Origin of the sequence: Ignicoccus islandicus DSM 13165 (genome assembly GCF_001481685.1) — an archaeon.
GTDB lineage: Archaea > Thermoproteota > Thermoprotei_A > Sulfolobales > Ignicoccaceae > Ignicoccus > Ignicoccus islandicus.
The window spans coordinates 624,285-638,744 of record NZ_CP006867.1; the positions used below are offsets into that span (position 1 = coordinate 624,285).

Annotated in this window: 15 protein-coding genes and 1 other RNA gene; 10 read left to right on the top strand and 6 right to left on the bottom strand. The window is 42.7% G+C overall.

Annotated elements, in window-relative coordinates; translation table 11 throughout:
- Positions 1 to 1,659, bottom strand: coding sequence for a S16 family serine protease (locus EYM_RS03560; protein WP_075049712.1), 1,659 nt, complete (start codon positions 1,657 to 1,659; stop codon positions 1 to 3).
- Positions 1,660 to 1,781: 122 nt separating this feature from the next.
- Between EYM_RS03560 and EYM_RS03565 the strand changes: the two genes are divergently transcribed.
- Genes EYM_RS03565 through EYM_RS03590 form a run of 6 tightly spaced genes read left to right on the top strand, consistent with a single transcriptional unit; the run spans position 1,782 to position 6,200 of the window.
- Positions 1,782 to 2,849, top strand: coding sequence for a complex I subunit 1/NuoH family protein (locus tag EYM_RS03565; protein ID WP_075049713.1), 1,068 nt, complete (start codon positions 1,782 to 1,784; stop codon positions 2,847 to 2,849).
- Entirely contained in the window at positions 2,849 to 3,415 is a 567-nt protein-coding gene (locus EYM_RS03570) for a 4Fe-4S binding protein (RefSeq protein ID WP_075049714.1), read from the top strand. Before EYM_RS03565 ends, EYM_RS03570 begins: the two co-directional genes overlap by 1 nt.
- Complete coding sequence (locus tag EYM_RS03575) at positions 3,412 to 3,903, top strand: NADH-quinone oxidoreductase subunit J family protein (protein WP_075049715.1); 492 nt, start codon at positions 3,412 to 3,414, stop codon at positions 3,901 to 3,903. The genes EYM_RS03570 and EYM_RS03575 overlap by 4 nt, the downstream gene beginning before the upstream one ends.
- A complete protein-coding gene (locus tag EYM_RS03580) occupies positions 3,896 to 4,204 on the top strand; it encodes an NADH-quinone oxidoreductase subunit NuoK (protein ID WP_075049716.1) in 309 nt (102 codons plus the stop codon). The genes EYM_RS03575 and EYM_RS03580 overlap by 8 nt, the downstream gene beginning before the upstream one ends.
- Positions 4,201 to 5,517, top strand: a complete 1,317-nt coding sequence (locus EYM_RS03585) for an NADH-quinone oxidoreductase subunit N (RefSeq protein ID WP_075049717.1) — start codon at positions 4,201 to 4,203, stop codon at positions 5,515 to 5,517. The genes EYM_RS03580 and EYM_RS03585 overlap by 4 nt, the downstream gene beginning before the upstream one ends.
- Entirely contained in the window at positions 5,514 to 6,200 is a 687-nt protein-coding gene (locus EYM_RS03590; RefSeq protein WP_075049718.1) for a BUD32 family EKC/KEOPS complex subunit, read from the top strand. The genes EYM_RS03585 and EYM_RS03590 overlap by 4 nt, the downstream gene beginning before the upstream one ends.
- An 18-nt stretch (positions 6,201 to 6,218) precedes the next feature.
- On the opposite strand, the gene ffs is transcribed toward EYM_RS03590, so the two are convergent.
- Positions 6,219 to 6,554, bottom strand: an RNA gene (gene ffs, locus EYM_RS03595) — signal recognition particle sRNA.
- A 14-nt stretch (positions 6,555 to 6,568) separates the two neighbouring features.
- Positions 6,569 to 8,071 (bottom strand): hypothetical protein, encoded by a 1,503-nt coding sequence (locus EYM_RS03600; protein ID WP_075049719.1) that lies wholly within the window; start codon positions 8,069 to 8,071, stop codon positions 6,569 to 6,571.
- 45 nt (positions 8,072 to 8,116) lie between these two features.
- Between EYM_RS03600 and EYM_RS03605 the strand changes: the two genes are divergently transcribed.
- The gene (locus EYM_RS03605; protein WP_075049720.1) at positions 8,117 to 9,139 is read left to right on the top strand and encodes a radical SAM protein; all 1,023 of its coding nucleotides are present in this window, start codon (positions 8,117 to 8,119) and stop codon (positions 9,137 to 9,139) included.
- Here the strand turns inward: EYM_RS03605 and EYM_RS03610 are convergent.
- Both EYM_RS03610 and EYM_RS07810 read right to left on the bottom strand, forming a co-directional pair.
- Positions 9,121 to 10,509, bottom strand: a complete 1,389-nt coding sequence (locus EYM_RS03610; protein WP_075049721.1) for an aspartate kinase — start codon at positions 10,507 to 10,509, stop codon at positions 9,121 to 9,123. The genes EYM_RS03605 and EYM_RS03610 overlap by 19 nt on opposite strands.
- Before the next feature lie 74 nt (positions 10,510 to 10,583).
- Positions 10,584 to 10,757, bottom strand: coding sequence for a hypothetical protein (locus tag EYM_RS07810; protein ID WP_157058751.1), 174 nt, complete (start codon positions 10,755 to 10,757; stop codon positions 10,584 to 10,586).
- Positions 10,758 to 11,013: 256 nt separating this feature from the next.
- Here EYM_RS07810 and EYM_RS03615 point away from each other — a divergent pair, with 256 nt between their 5' ends.
- The 3 genes from EYM_RS03615 to EYM_RS03625 are packed head-to-tail and all read left to right on the top strand — an operon-like array spanning position 11,014 to position 13,200.
- The gene (locus tag EYM_RS03615; protein WP_168050189.1) at positions 11,014 to 11,529 is read left to right on the top strand and encodes a phosphoribosyltransferase; all 516 of its coding nucleotides are present in this window, start codon (positions 11,014 to 11,016) and stop codon (positions 11,527 to 11,529) included.
- The gene (locus EYM_RS03620) at positions 11,477 to 11,863 is read left to right on the top strand and encodes a hypothetical protein (protein ID WP_157058752.1); all 387 of its coding nucleotides are present in this window, start codon (positions 11,477 to 11,479) and stop codon (positions 11,861 to 11,863) included. The genes EYM_RS03615 and EYM_RS03620 overlap by 53 nt, the downstream gene beginning before the upstream one ends.
- On the top strand, positions 11,860 to 13,200 hold the full coding sequence (locus EYM_RS03625; protein WP_217221094.1) for a DUF711 family protein: 1,341 nt from the start codon (positions 11,860 to 11,862) through the stop codon (positions 13,198 to 13,200). Before EYM_RS03620 ends, EYM_RS03625 begins: the two co-directional genes overlap by 4 nt.
- Here EYM_RS03625 and EYM_RS03630 read toward each other — a convergent pair.
- Positions 13,197 to 14,459 (bottom strand): 3-isopropylmalate dehydratase large subunit, encoded by a 1,263-nt coding sequence (locus EYM_RS03630; RefSeq protein ID WP_075049724.1) that lies wholly within the window; start codon positions 14,457 to 14,459, stop codon positions 13,197 to 13,199. The two genes, EYM_RS03625 and EYM_RS03630, sit on opposite strands and share 4 nt — an antisense overlap.
- Position 14,460: the final 1 nt, after the last annotated feature.

Sequence of the window (14,460 nt, forward strand, 5' to 3'; positions counted from 1 at the left end):
TTAGCCTACTGAATTGACCTCACTTAAATGAATGAAGAAGATAGGACTATATGATAACGCCTCTGCTGACTCTGGATCTGTTCTTAACAAGTGGTTTACGTACGTATAGTAGTTGTATGCTATGAATGAAGGGGTCGGATTACAGAAGTCTCTCTGCATTAGCTCTGGAAGTATGGTGGTGGAGACAATAGTGGCGTTCGTGAACCCATGTAATGTAGAGGCACTCGTTTCGTAAATTAACGAGGACATTCCAATAACCTTTGCGTAATTTCTATTATACATTGCTTTATATGCCTCATCAACCATGTCGCCTATATCAGATGCCATTGATCCTCTTATTGGAATGAGGCCCAACGCGTATTTCGCTGACTCATAAGCTACTTGCAGTGCCTCTCGTGCCAAGAATACGACGTCATTTACCTTAGGTGCGTCCTTGTTACTTGACATATCGTTTACAGCGTTAACCCATAGTTCTATGCTTATTGCCCTGGCACGAGCTAACGCTAGTAAGTTCGATAGTGCATCAAGAGTTACATTACTATGAAGCTGATCTTTAATGTTGATAAGATAATTCTTGAGTCGATATTCTCTGCTATATACAGCAGCGCATGCTTCCAAGCTCCATAGATTTGAATAACAATTACTTGGTTCAATGGTTGTATAATGTTCGAGCTCGCTTAACGTACTGTTTACGAAGTCCCTTATTCTGTCGTTAATGTTAGTTAGATTCATCCCATGTATGTGTGAGGCGACTATCTGTGGGAAACTTGAGTTAGACATACTAGTTAAGATCTCTTTATAGTATCTAGCGTATGCTTTTATGAGAGCAGTAAAGACGTAACTAGCAGCGGCGTAGTAATTTCCATTGTTTGCACTTAATTTGGCATCTCTAAGATATTGATCTAAAGTACTATTTAATTCATTATCTTTTACCTTAATCTTTTCAATAACCATGTTAAGGTTCTTTAAAAGTTCTTCATAGTGTGATTTGAAGACGAGCTTTGAAGCTTCAAGCCTCTGGGGGACTTCGCAAGACTTTCTTTCCAAGTAGTAACCAAAGTGCTTAGCTGCGTCAATAATTGAGGGTACTTCGTCTACGATTAACCCTTTGACCTCAACGCTCTCGCCCACTGGAACTAAGAAGTGAACTAAACCGTAGCTTCGCACAGCAGAAGCTTTTATTTTAACACCACCAACTGGCAAGACTTCACCGGCGAGGCCAACCATCCCTGTCATTGCTACGTGTTTAGTACAATTGAACCCCTCTAGTTTCAATAATGCTAGCGTTGCTGCCAACGCACTGCCACTAGGACCAGCGGCATTGATAGTTACGTTATACCCTATATCTGAAAGGTAATAAGAGAAATCGTGTAGTATTAGTGGCTGTCCGCTAATTATGCTTGCTGCTACAGACGCGCCAGACATTGAACCTTGAAAATCGCTTCCCAGTAATGGTCCACCAATGAAGACTCTCCCACTACCTTCTCTAACATCTACACTTAAAATCGAAAGTGCACCCTCGTTCTCACCTACTACCGCTGGAGCGTACCCCCAACATCCCTTAACTTCATTTGTAAAGTTCGTTGCAATTACTATAGAGGTAAGTACTACCAAACTAAGCAAGGTATAAGTATACAAGAAATTCATACGATTCCTCATTATTGCAAACCACCTACTAGCTTCATTAGAACCTCTTTTAGGCTGATGGTCTAATGCTAAGAAAATTGAGTAAAGAACTTTGAAAAAGCTCGACAGTAGGGTGTAATAAGAGGGTAACGATATTGCTAGCGGGCACTGAGATAGTATTATTCTCTTTAACATCAATACTGTTGGCGTTCGCATATGCTGGACTGCTTGATCTAATTACTATCTACCTCGAAAGAAAGATTCTAGGTAGAGCGATGCAAAGGTACGGTCCCTCACACGTAGGATACGCTGGCTTGCTCCAACTCATTGCAGACTTCTTAAAGTACTTGTCTAAAGAGCTCTTCTCACCACGAAACGTAGATAAGGTATTGTATTATGGGGTGCCAGTAGCATTAATAGCTGTAATAACAGTCCCATTGGTACTCCTACCTTTCGACTACGTAGTACTATCTGGATTGCAAGGACTAGCTGAACTTGTAGGAATTAAAGTTAATCTGACCGAATACGCTATTTCCAGAATACTAGACAATGTGATGCCAGGCGTATCGCTATTTGGTTACGTGGCAATAGTTGCTGTTACAATGCCTTTAATGTATATCTTGGCTTGGGCACAGAGCAACAAATATAGTTCCATAGCAGCCTTTAGAACGATATTAATGCTCGTCACATATGAGGTACCTTTTATAATATCAATAGCAGCGGCTTCTGTCCTTGCAGGACCTAGCATTTATAGTATTGTTAACTCCCAACTGCTCGGTCCACTGTTATTTGTGAATCCCCTTCTAGCATTGGTCCTAACCATTTCGCTAATAGCTGAAAGCGAGCGTCAACCCTTCGACCATCCCGAAGCCGAAGAGGAAATAGTCCATGGATGGAACATAGAATATGGAGCGGGAGAGTTCATACTCCTCTACGGTCTCTATCTGTATACAAAAGCGTTTTACGCAGCAGCACTAATTTCGATACTGCTTCTTGGTGGGTGGTTAGGACCAGCTATACCGGGTCTTCCTATGTCCTTAACTAATTTCATCTGGTTCACAGTGAAACTAGTCGGGGTTTTCCTCCTTTTCGTCTGGATTAGGGCAAGCGTTGCAAGGCCTAGAGTGGATCAAGTACTCGACTTCGGATGGTTTAAGTTATTGATTCTTAGTATCATTGCGTTCGTATTATCAGTTGCATTGAAGATAGGAGGTGTTATATGATGCAAGAAAAGAAATTCGTTGAAGTAAGATCGAAATGGAGATTGAGTAAAGGTCCAAGTGGACTTATAAAAGCTATGATGGCCACGGCCAGCTATATGTTCAAGGAAAGACCAACTACATTGTATCCCTTTGAGAAGAACAAACTCCCCGAAGCATTTAGAGGCCTCTTGACCTATGATATAGATAAATGTATAGGGTGTGGCGCTTGCGTTTTAGCGTGTCCAAATAAGTGCCTATATAAAGTTCCTGGCCCAAAGACAGAGAAGAACAAACCCGGAATATACATTGCTTTCGAACCTACTCATTGCTTATTCTGTGGTCTCTGTGTTGAGGCATGTCCCCCTGTCTCTGGTTCCTTGAGCCACTCTTCGTTAGTATCAATAGTTTCGTCAAAGGAAAAGATATATTGGAGTCCTTGGGAGTGGGCAGCAATTAGTGAGTTAATTAAAGAAAAAGGTTGGGAGTACGATGCTATAGATTACGATAAAATCGAGGATCTGGTTAAAGAGAAATCGGAAGAAGTCAAAAGGAGGATAGAGTCAAAGACACTAGGGGGTAACAAATGATAGAAACATTCATTCTATTGATGACCCTAGCGACTATAGCGTCGGCAGCAGTAGTTTGGGACCCCGATTTAGTGAGAGCAGCCATATCATTAGTAGTTGTTTTCCTACTCTCTGGTTTGGCGCTATTGACTCTAGGTTCGTGGTTCATAGGGGCATTACAAGTCATACTTGGCGCAGGAGCAGTTGCGATATTGGCTTTATACGCAGCTATAACGTCTAAGGGAAGGAGAGAGATTCTGAAAGCACCTCAAGGTGGAACCCTAGGTGCACTCGTACTCTCAGCTCTGGGTATTGGTATAGGTTTTCTAACAATCTCCACCCCGGGTATATTTACTCTCTATACTTCGACCACATCTAATATAGCTTCCACGTTGTTTGGTGATTTAGGTCTAGTTGCTACTCTGAGTATACTTCTCTTAGTTGCACTGATATCGTCGGCATACATCATAAGATATATAGTTATTGAGGGGGTGAGGGGCCGTGAGTGAACTCGGACCTGCCATTTGGATTACTATTCCGCTTATAGTAATAGGGCTATATGGTCTAATTGCAAGGCGAAATCTGGTTCGGATGATGATATCTCTAGAAGTGATTGGTGCAGGTACGGTAACAATATTGGGATCGGCGGCAGCAGCTCATTGGAATGGCATGGGAGAAGTTCTCGGTGTATTAGCATTGGTAGCTTTAGGTATTGAGGGAGCCCTCTTAATTGCAATTGCTACTGCGATGTCATACCAGTACAAGACATTTGATATCCACACCTTTAAGAAGGAGGTGAAGGAAGAGTGATAGACACAATGATAGTTTACTTCCTTGCTGTACTCCAATCAATAGTTTTCCCAGTTTACGTTAGCAAATATCTATCGAGTATTCTATTACTAGTACCATTGCTCTTCGGATATTCAAAACTTGGAAGTCTAGTATTAGACTCCTTCACGAAAGTAGGTATGCTCGCCGTAACTCTTCCCGCGGTAGTGACTTTACTTTTCCATAGAAGACCTCAAAGACACTTCGTGATACTTATAACGCTCTTGACTATAAGCGGTCAATTAGTAGCAGCTTCAAGGAATCTAGCCACCTTAGCTGTTGCATTAGAAGCAATGTCACTTGCAGCTGCTGCAGTTGCTCTTTATCCAGGTTCTAGAGACAAGCTACGCGTTTCAACAACTTATTTAATATTTAGCGTCATGGCTGCAATAATGTTGTTCTTAGGTTTGGCTCTCTATTTCGCTGGCGGTGGATCCATACAACTAACGAATGGATTCACTCAAACTAGCACAGCAATAGTCGGTCTAGCGTTAATGGTAGCAGCCATAATGATAAAGTTAGCAATAACTCCCATGCACGCATGGGCAGTTGACGTTTACTCGGAAGGCAGTACGAGCGCTGCTCTCTACTTATCAAGCTCGGTGAAGGCTGGAGCTATGATAGCATTAGCTATCTTGGCCTATGGACCTCTGAGATACGCTTATGAATTAGGTTATTGGCAGTTACTCTTGCCTTTCCTACTTCTAGCAACGCTCTCTAACGTGGTTGGAGCTGTAGGAATGGTAGCCACAACCAAAGTTAAGCGAATATTGTCCTTTTCTAGTGTGGCTCACGCAGGTTTCGTTGCTCTGACGTTAGCGTATCCAACGCAGCTGACTGCGTCAGTAATAGCTTATTATGCTCTCGTTTACTCGATCGCAAATACCGTAGCCTTCTCGTCAGTCTTAATGGTAAAGGCTGAGGACGATGCAACGGTAAACGAACTCTCTCTTTTATATAAGAAACCTCTTACAGCACTAGCTGTCGCTATAGCTGTGCTTAGTCTATTGGGTTTACCACCAACAGCGGGTTTCAATGCGAAGCTATTCTCTTTACTGGCATTATTCCATTCAAGTAAAATATCGCCTTGGCTTCTAACGACGTTCGCTATTATTGCAGTCGTTAGTACAGCCATTTCCGGATACAGTTATATAAAGATAGTAGGCTATCTCTCGAAGAAACCGGAAGACCGAAGCGATGTAAGAATTAGTAGTATTGATGTCTTTTCATGGATCCTAGCATTGTTATTACTAGTCATGTACTTCGTACCAGTTCTATCGGTGCCTACAATATGAAAGAATGCTTAAGAAAACGTTTTTCAAATCTCCTCAGTTACATATTAAGCTCGCTATATCAGACAACCTTTTCTAAACATGGGGAAATAAAGGTAGTAGTAAAGAACTTCAGTACATGGACGTCCATTAAGTGGATACCGGCCCTCATATTTCTTAAAGGTATCTATCCCTATACTATAAGTCCTATTGAACGAGTAATCAGAGAAGTAAGCTTCTTCGAGTACCAAGGGGTACCTAAGGTATACTTTTGGAACGGGAAATACGAAGTGAGGGAGTATGTTGAAGGAAATATAATATCCTTAGAGGACATCAATAAAGTAATAAATCTAGTTAAGTATCTTCATAGTAAATGTTGGAGAATAGGAGACACGAAATGGGACAATTTCCTTAAAATGGAAAATGGAAAAGTAATCTTAATAGATGCTGAACAAGCAGTAGTTGATTGTTCGCAGAAGAGCGTTATAGCTGACGCACTTGTAGGAAGCATCTTCTTGTACTATTCAAAGAGTGCCAGGGCTATAGATATAAGTAAGCTATTCTTTATTGAGATAATTAAGGGAAGGTGTAAGTCTATTATGAAATACCTCTTTCATCCCGGTGTAGTACTTCTCGGTCTCTTAATACCGCAAACGTATTTCTCGGCACTCCTTCATTGTTTCGATGAACTTCGAGGTAAAAAGTGAATGCTTGGGTGTGTCCCCCGGGGCTCCTTACACTGGACGGGACGTTGGTGTTATTAAGGACTATCCGTACCGCGCTTCTCCTTCAGCCCCATAAGCTCCCGCGAACGTCCGCGGCCGGGGTTAGGCTGCTCCCTTCCGGGCCTGACCTGGTTCCCCCGGTTAAGGCGGTTTACCCCCATCCTCCGATGGGGGCTCCGCCACCGCGGACCCCGCGGGGCGGGGTTCATCGGAGTTTGACGCGGTACGGATAGTCCGCCAACGTCCCGTCCAGTGTAAGGTTACTGGTCCCCGCGTTTTCGCCCGTTTCGGGCCCCTTACGGGGGGAGGAGGGCGAGCCCTCCGACCCTACCCCCGGGTGTGGACCCCCTTTAGCCACATATTCCACCCTCGCTTAAAGATGTTGGTGGTAACACGTTAGGGAAACTTATTATGGCAGTGTTGGTTAGAACAGTGTTCACGAAACTAGAGGGTGAGTTCGGATCCAGTATGGCTATGTAGTTTCGTACTACTAGCTTTATTGCAGAAACTGTATCGACAGAAGGTGTATACTCACAATTTATTCCGTGGTTGGTTGCCCACAATTCTATGTCGGTATTAGCTAACGATTCGAATCTCGACTTTAGAGCCGATAGGTAAGCATTGTTAACTCTCTGGAGCTGAGGTATATAGAAGTTAATGCAATCTACAACTCTATATAATTTCTTGTAAATATTTTCTAAGTTAGTAGCAACTACTTGCAAGTATCGCATACCGTTGGGATAGTTCCTTAATGACGTGCTCGTAATATCTACATTGACGTTATTAAGTACTGATAAACAACTTCTAATCACTGAGGAGGCAGTAGAAGTAGAGAGCTTCGAGAGAGGACCCAATAATGGAGATAGTAAATCGTTCGCGAGACTTCCAAGAACTCCTTGAAGGACGTTTTGGGTTACTATTAATCTAATTTCCCATGGCATTACGTTGGAAGAGTATTGGGAGTATATTTGATTATAGAGACTATATAGCTGCATCATGTATGTATGTATTTGGATATAGTTAACTGGGCAACTTCCCCCCAACTGTTCAGAATAATAGTATAGGTAAGCATTCGATTTAGAAGGTACTTGAAAGCCTACGAAAAGCGGACCGTACAATGTTGTTGCATTTAAATCCGTGAAGCATAGCTTGTATGTATTGTTTGAATAATCCGTGCTACACACAGTGAAACTATACCAAGCTGTTTCCGGAGCAGGAACAACACTTTCTATTAAACTAGTATTCAAGTTGTTAATCGCTGAAGGTGTGACCGAGGTTGCATTTAATATGACTAAAAGCTCTTTGTAATGAAGAAGTTGGGTTGTATTTGAGAGCTCTGCCATCATTTCGTTTGCCATGTAGTTCTGCAAATAGTTTTGAATATTGACAGAGGACTGAGAGAACTGATTGGAATACTCCCTAATGAGCTGTGCCCTAAGGGTTTGACCGTACATACCGTCGAGGTAACTAGCGGCGGCATTTGATGCCGAGATTAGGCCTTGGAGGTTAATTAGGTAATTAAGAACTAGCGGTTTCAAGCTATTGAATCCATTTACGTAGTTATTATACCAGGTACCGATCACGAGATTATATAAACGTCCTCCAGGTCTCAACAAGTCTAGAAGTTCGTTAATGTCTGGAGATATAGAGTCTAATGCTGGTTTTAGGGAAATTGCAGTCGAATAGAATTGTTCCCACCTAACTTTAGTTTGACAGTAACTTTGTGCCAGCGAAAATAATACTCTCTCCTTTGAACTACTAATGATTAGAGGTGCTAGTGGGTTGTTTTGTGCATAGGCTATATACGTACTTAAGAATATCAATAACGAAAAGGCAATTAAAGTCTTGTTCAATTATTAATCCCCTAACTACACCAATTGATTTAAGGAAAAATAGTTATGGCAAGGAAGATGGAGGGTAGAACAGTTACTGAAATAAGGGAACCAATACCTCTCATTGGTTCGATTGCATTCGGAATAATAGACAGGGGAACTAACGTCCTTCAAGTGAGGGTTACTAGCGTTTGCGGCATGTGTTGTAAGTTTTGCAGCGTTGATGCTGGTCCGTGTTCTAAGAGCAGATGGAACGAGTTCGTTATAACTGACATCGAATGGTTAAAGAGGTGGGTTTCTGAGGTAGTCAAGTTCAAAGGGGGTGACATCGAAATACTTTTAGATGGAATAGGGGATCCTTTAGAGCACCCCCAAATCACTGAAATAGTTTCCGGTCTTAGAGAGATTGAAGGAGTTAAATCGATCGCCTTGGAAACTCACGGCCTAAGGCTAAGTTTCGATCTGGTGGATGAACTAGCTCGAAGCGGGTTAGATAGAATAAATCTCAGCATTGAAACACTGAATCCCTCGAAAGCTAAGTTCCTAGCTGGCAGGGACGATTACGACGTCTCGAAAGTTAAAGAAGTAATAGAATATACAGTCTCTAATACTCCTATAGATGTTCACCTAACACCAGTTCTTTTACCTGGCATTAATGAGAACGACGTTATAGAAATATTGCTTTGGGGAAAGGAGATAGGTGTAGGAAAGAAGTGGCCACCATTCACTGTCCAGAAGTACGTGAGACATAAGAGAGGTAGGAAGGTCAAGGGAGTGAAGGAATGGGATTGGGACTATTTTTGGAAGTGGATAGATGAAACCGAACGCAAGTACGGTTTGAAATTGAAGTGGAGTATGGACGAATGGGGTATGCGTTACGCGCCTAAGTTACCGACGCTCTATGAGAAGGGATCTAGAGTGAAGGTCGAAATAGTGTCCAGAGGTCATATCAAGGGAGAATGGCTCGCAGTTCCGATACCGAACCGAAACGTTGTAATTACTTTAGTTGGTGTAGCCGGAGATATCGGGAAGAGGGTTACTGTTAGGATTATTAATAACAAAGACAACATCTACTTGGCTACGCCGTAGTATTTCTCCATTTCCTTCAATATGGCTTTATGAAAACTCGAAGCTATAGATCTGGCAGCCCTATGGGTGGTAAAAATCGTTAGGCTTAAATCGGAAGGTCCCTTAGTTACCAGCAACACTGGTTCGTTAGGTAGCTCCCTGAGGACGTTGCTAACGTACGTGGGTTCCTCGAGTCCTTTTCCAACTATTGAGACAGCAGAGACGTCTGGTTTAATATCTACTTCAACATCAATACCGTAGAGACCTAATGAGTTCTTAACTGCCTTGGCAACTATATCTGTAAATCCCTTGTTAACTGCTATGGTTATGGAGGTTTCCGAAATTGGTTGTGATATAGCGTATATATTTGCACCAACCTTGGCACAAGCTTCCATTACTTTCGCAGCTGTTCCTTTCATTTCAACCATTCCAACTCCCTTTACCGAAATTAGAGCCAAGTCGTTCATTACTGCGACTGCCTTAAGGTTTGGCCCTTGTTTCTTGTAAGAAATTAACGTAGATGAACCATGGGGATTATAGAGCGACAATATTCTGACATCAGTTGGTCTTCTTAATAGTGGTTCAAAGGTTTTGGGGTGAAGCCTCTTAGCACCCAGTCGGGCCAATTCGATGGCCTCATACAAGCTTAATTCGGGTATAGTTACGGCTTCCTTAAACTCTCTTGGATTGGCAGTCTTTATTCCATCAACGTCAGTGTAGAGCCTAACTTCATCAGCATTTAATGCGGCACCGAGTATTGTTGCCGTCAAATCGCTTCCACCTCTTCCTAGGTTCGTTATAACACCTTCAATGTTGATCCCTAAAAACCCCGTAGCTACGGGAATTCTTCCCTCAGACAATATGGAGCCTAAGTTCTCTCTAACCTTTTCAAAGGTCATATCGTAGAGAATTGTTACGTTCGGAGGTTCCCCCTCAACGTAAATTCCCAGTCTCTCAGGGAAGACGGGTTCGGCGTCTATGCCTACGCTTTCTAATGCTGCAGCCATGAGGACTGACGATGACCTCTCACCAAAGGACAGTATGTAGTCTTTAGTTCTAGGTGTACTCTCCTTGAGTATTTCGAGGGCCCATAATACTTTGTTTAAATTATCGAACAACTCCCTCAATGACTCTTTCCACTTCTCATCAGCGTTAAGTTGATCTAACACTCTTTCATGGCGTCTTTGCAGAGCTCTTAAGTATTCTCTCCAACCTCTATGGGGATTCTCTGAAACCCTTAAAAGAGAGTCTGTTATGCCCTTCATTGCAGAGACAACGACTACGACTTCGTTCTCCGTATCGTTTAAGAGTTCCTTAACTATTTGAGCAGCTTTTCTATACCCTTCTACATCCCGTAGAACGGAACCACCGAACTTGCTTACCACTCTCACGTCAGTGCCCGAGGGGCATAACTACTATAGCTAAAAAAGCCAAGTAGCAGTTGTAGTTTTCAATGGATTGAAACTTAGCCTTGGAGCGCCCCTAGAGTTGCTTGCAACGATTGGTTTACGTTGTCTAGCGTACTTGAAACTTTAAATACTAAATACAACCATCCAAGTACTGCTATGAAACTTAGTATGGATATAATAACTTCGAAGGTGCTCAGACCTAATATTAAACCCTTCATTTGACTCTTCAATACCTTCACCCCATTGCTCTAATTGAAGTAAGAGTTATTAAGATTTTAAATTACGAGTAAGTAACTCTCATCGGAAGCCCTGCTTTGAGAACTCCGGTGAAGCCGGTGAAGCCGGTTAATGAGCCGGAGGGTCAGGGGCAGGGTACACCTTCCACGACTTATTTAAACTGCTTAAACGTACTCAATATACCCGAATATATGGTAAGGAACGGTGGGTAAAGAAGCATACCTTGTGCTAAATTGGAATTCGGTACATTTGAACGCAATTAAACTTGCAGAGGCAATTAAGTCTTCCAAAGAATCATTTGATTACGTAATTGGTGTGGTGAGGGGAGGAAACGTAGTAGCATCTATTTTATCTGATTTACTCAACACGGATCTGATAGCAATAAAACTGAAAGCGTACAAGGGAACGAAACTACAAGGCCAAGCAGTCTTATACGACGAACCCTGCGTTGAGTTGAGAGGTAAGAGAATACTGGTAGTAGATGACGTTTGCGATACGGGATCTACTTTCAAGGTTCTTTCAAGTTATTTGAAGCTCAGAGGAGTAGACGAGATGAAGTTTGCAGTCCTTGTAAAAAAGAGAACATGTGATTTCAATATTAATTATTGGAGCCTGGAAGACGATAGATGGATACTATTTCCATGGGAGATTCTCGAAATTTATAATCAAGATCCTGAAGGGGTTAAAGAGGCGGTGAGAGAGGGTATGGATAATGAAGTGGCAACACGCATACTGGGGTTTATCGAAAGTACCGGAAAGACTTGACCATGCATTCGGTATGGATCCAACGAGATTGCGTCTCGCAGCCCTAATGGCATTCGAAGACTTCAAGTATGGATGCACAATTTCAAGGAATTTCCCCATAGAAGTCCTTCTCTATTATCATCTAACTACTCAGATCAGTAAGGCATTAGAGCTCTCTCGAAAGGAAATTGAAGGCGAGAAAACAGCCTACTTCGCTGATATAGAGATTCCCCCCGAAACGCTTTGGGTTACGGATCTAACACCAAATATATGTTTATACAAACTGGTTGAAAGAAGTTGGATCTCGAAGGCTATGCAAATAAGATACTATAAGAGAAAGAGGTGTAAGAAGTGATTCGGTTTAGTAGCGAAGAGATAGCTGAAGTAATAGAAATGTTACATTATCTACATTTAGACATAAGGGCTGTTACGCTTTCACTGAACGTATTGCATTTAAGAGAATGGGAAGAAGTGATAGAATATATAGAAAAGTGGGGCCTTAAACTACGAGAAGCAGTTACTGATGTTGTCAATAAGCACGGGGTTCCCATAGTAACTTCAAGAATAGCGTTACCTCCCGTGCAATTTCTCCTTAAAAAGGATCACAGGAGCGAAGACTTAGTCAAACTGGCTCTAGAACTGGATAAAGTTGCTAGAAAAGTAGGAATTGATGCAATTGGAGGCTTCGGTGCTTTCGTTAACGTTTCTATAGACGACAATGGGAGGAAGGTTATAGATGCTATATCTGAGGTACTAAGCAGAACGCAAACGATTTTCTCTTTCATAAATGTAGGTAGTACTATTGATGGACTCAACTTAGACGCAATCTATGAGCTTGCTGACGTGATATTAGATACGGCAAGTAAAACTAAAGGTCATGGAAATGCTAGGTTCCTCGTGAGCGTTAACTTGCCTGGAGACGTACCGTTCATGCCGGGAGCTCATCATGGGTTTGGGAGACCTATGGCAGAGGTAAACGTGGCAGTTTCCGGCCCCGGTGTAGTAGAAGCCGCCATTAGGAGATCGAAAGTAAACTCATTCCGAGAACTCCACGAGACAATAAAGAAGGTAGCTTTTAAAATATCGAGACTAGGTGAATTCACTGCTAGGGAAGTTGCGAAGAGATTATCTGTAGAGCCAGGCTCGGTCGATTTAAGTTTAGCTCCAACTCCTAAAGTAGGAGATAGCGTAGCGCGAATCGTTGAAGCTATGGGAATACCAGTTTTCGGTTCACCGGGAACTTTAACTGCCTTAGCTATTATGGTAGACGCTCTAAAGAAAGGAGGTAGTATGGCAGTTTCCAGATTCGGTGGATTCTCCGGTTTATTTATACCACTGAGCGAAGACGCGGGAATGATGGAAGCTGCCCAAAAGGGGATGATAGATATATATAAGTTGATTGCATATACTGCAGTATGTTCGTCAGGTCTAGATATGGTTCCGATTCCATTTGTATCAAGGGAAACATTGGCCTCTATAATAGCAGATCAATTAACTATAGGAGTGATACACCAGAAGCCTTTAGGCGTCAGACTGTTGCCTGTACCAAACTCTAAGCCCGGGGACGTCGTGGACTTAGGAGGACTACTAGGAAAAGGTGTAGTAATAAATGTAGAGGACTTATCTCCAAATACCTTCGTGAAACTTAAGGGTCATTTGCCACCACCTATATTAAGACTTCAAATGGGTTAGAGATATTTTCTCGGATCAGCTATTTTACCTTCGACTGCTGAAGCAGCCACCGTTGCTGGACTTGCTAAATAGACCTTGCTCTCTGGGTGACCCATTCTTCCCTTAAAGTTCCTATTGCTTGAAGATATAGCGACTTCGCCAGGTCCTAAGACACCCAGATGACCCCCTAGGCATGGTCCGCAAGTACTATGTGCCACGAAACATCCAGCGTCTACGAGGATATCAATGATTCCCTCTTTCAATAACTTCATGTACTGCTTGAGGGAAGCCGGGATAGCTATACATCTAACGCCATCTGCTATCTTCCTTCCTTTTAATATCTTGGCTGCTTCTACGAAGTCTTCATACCTACCGTTAGTACAGCTTCCTATGAAGGCTTGATCTATAGGCGTTCCCTCTAATTCAGTAACCGGACGAACGTTGTCAACACTATGAGGTGCGGCGACTTGTGGTTCTAAATTAGAGACATCGAATTCCCATACGTCAGCATATTCCGCACCCTCATCAGGTCCAAAGGGCTTAATAGTAATACCTACTTCCTCGAAGAACCTTACGGTCGTCTCATCTGCGGGAACCATTCCTGCTTTGGCTCCCATTTCCACGCTCATATTAGCTAACGTCATTCTGTCTGCGATATTCATTCTTCTAACAGTCTCTCCGTGATACTCGACTGCTTTATAGGTAGCTCCATCGACCGTGACTGTTCCGATTATATGGAGTATAACGTCCTTCGCGTAAACTCCCTTCGGAAGAGTCCCATTTATATTTACTTTCACGCTCTCCGGGACCATGAACCACAGCCTGCCCGTAAGCCAAACCATTGCCATATCGCTCGCTCCAATTCCCGTTGCGAACGCTCCTACAGCGCCCGAAGTAACGGTGTGCGAATCAGCTCCAACTATTAACATTCCGGGTCTAGCGTATCTCTCCTCAACTAAAACTTGGTGACAAATACCACCCCTTCCGACGTCGTGGAACTTCTTTATTCCTAGTTTCCTTGATACTCTTCTCATAATTAGCTGAAGTTCGGCAGCTCTTATTTTATCAGCGGGGACGTGGTGATCGAAGATTATCGCTACTTTGTCTGGATCCCATACCTTTACTTCTCCTGCTATTTCTTTCACTACTTCTACGACATGGGGGCCTGTTAGATCGTGAACCATCGCGAGGTCTATATCTGCTTCAACTATATCACCGGGACTAACACTGCTTCGTTTACTTGCTCTACTTAGTATTTTCTCGGCCATCGTTTGAGGCATG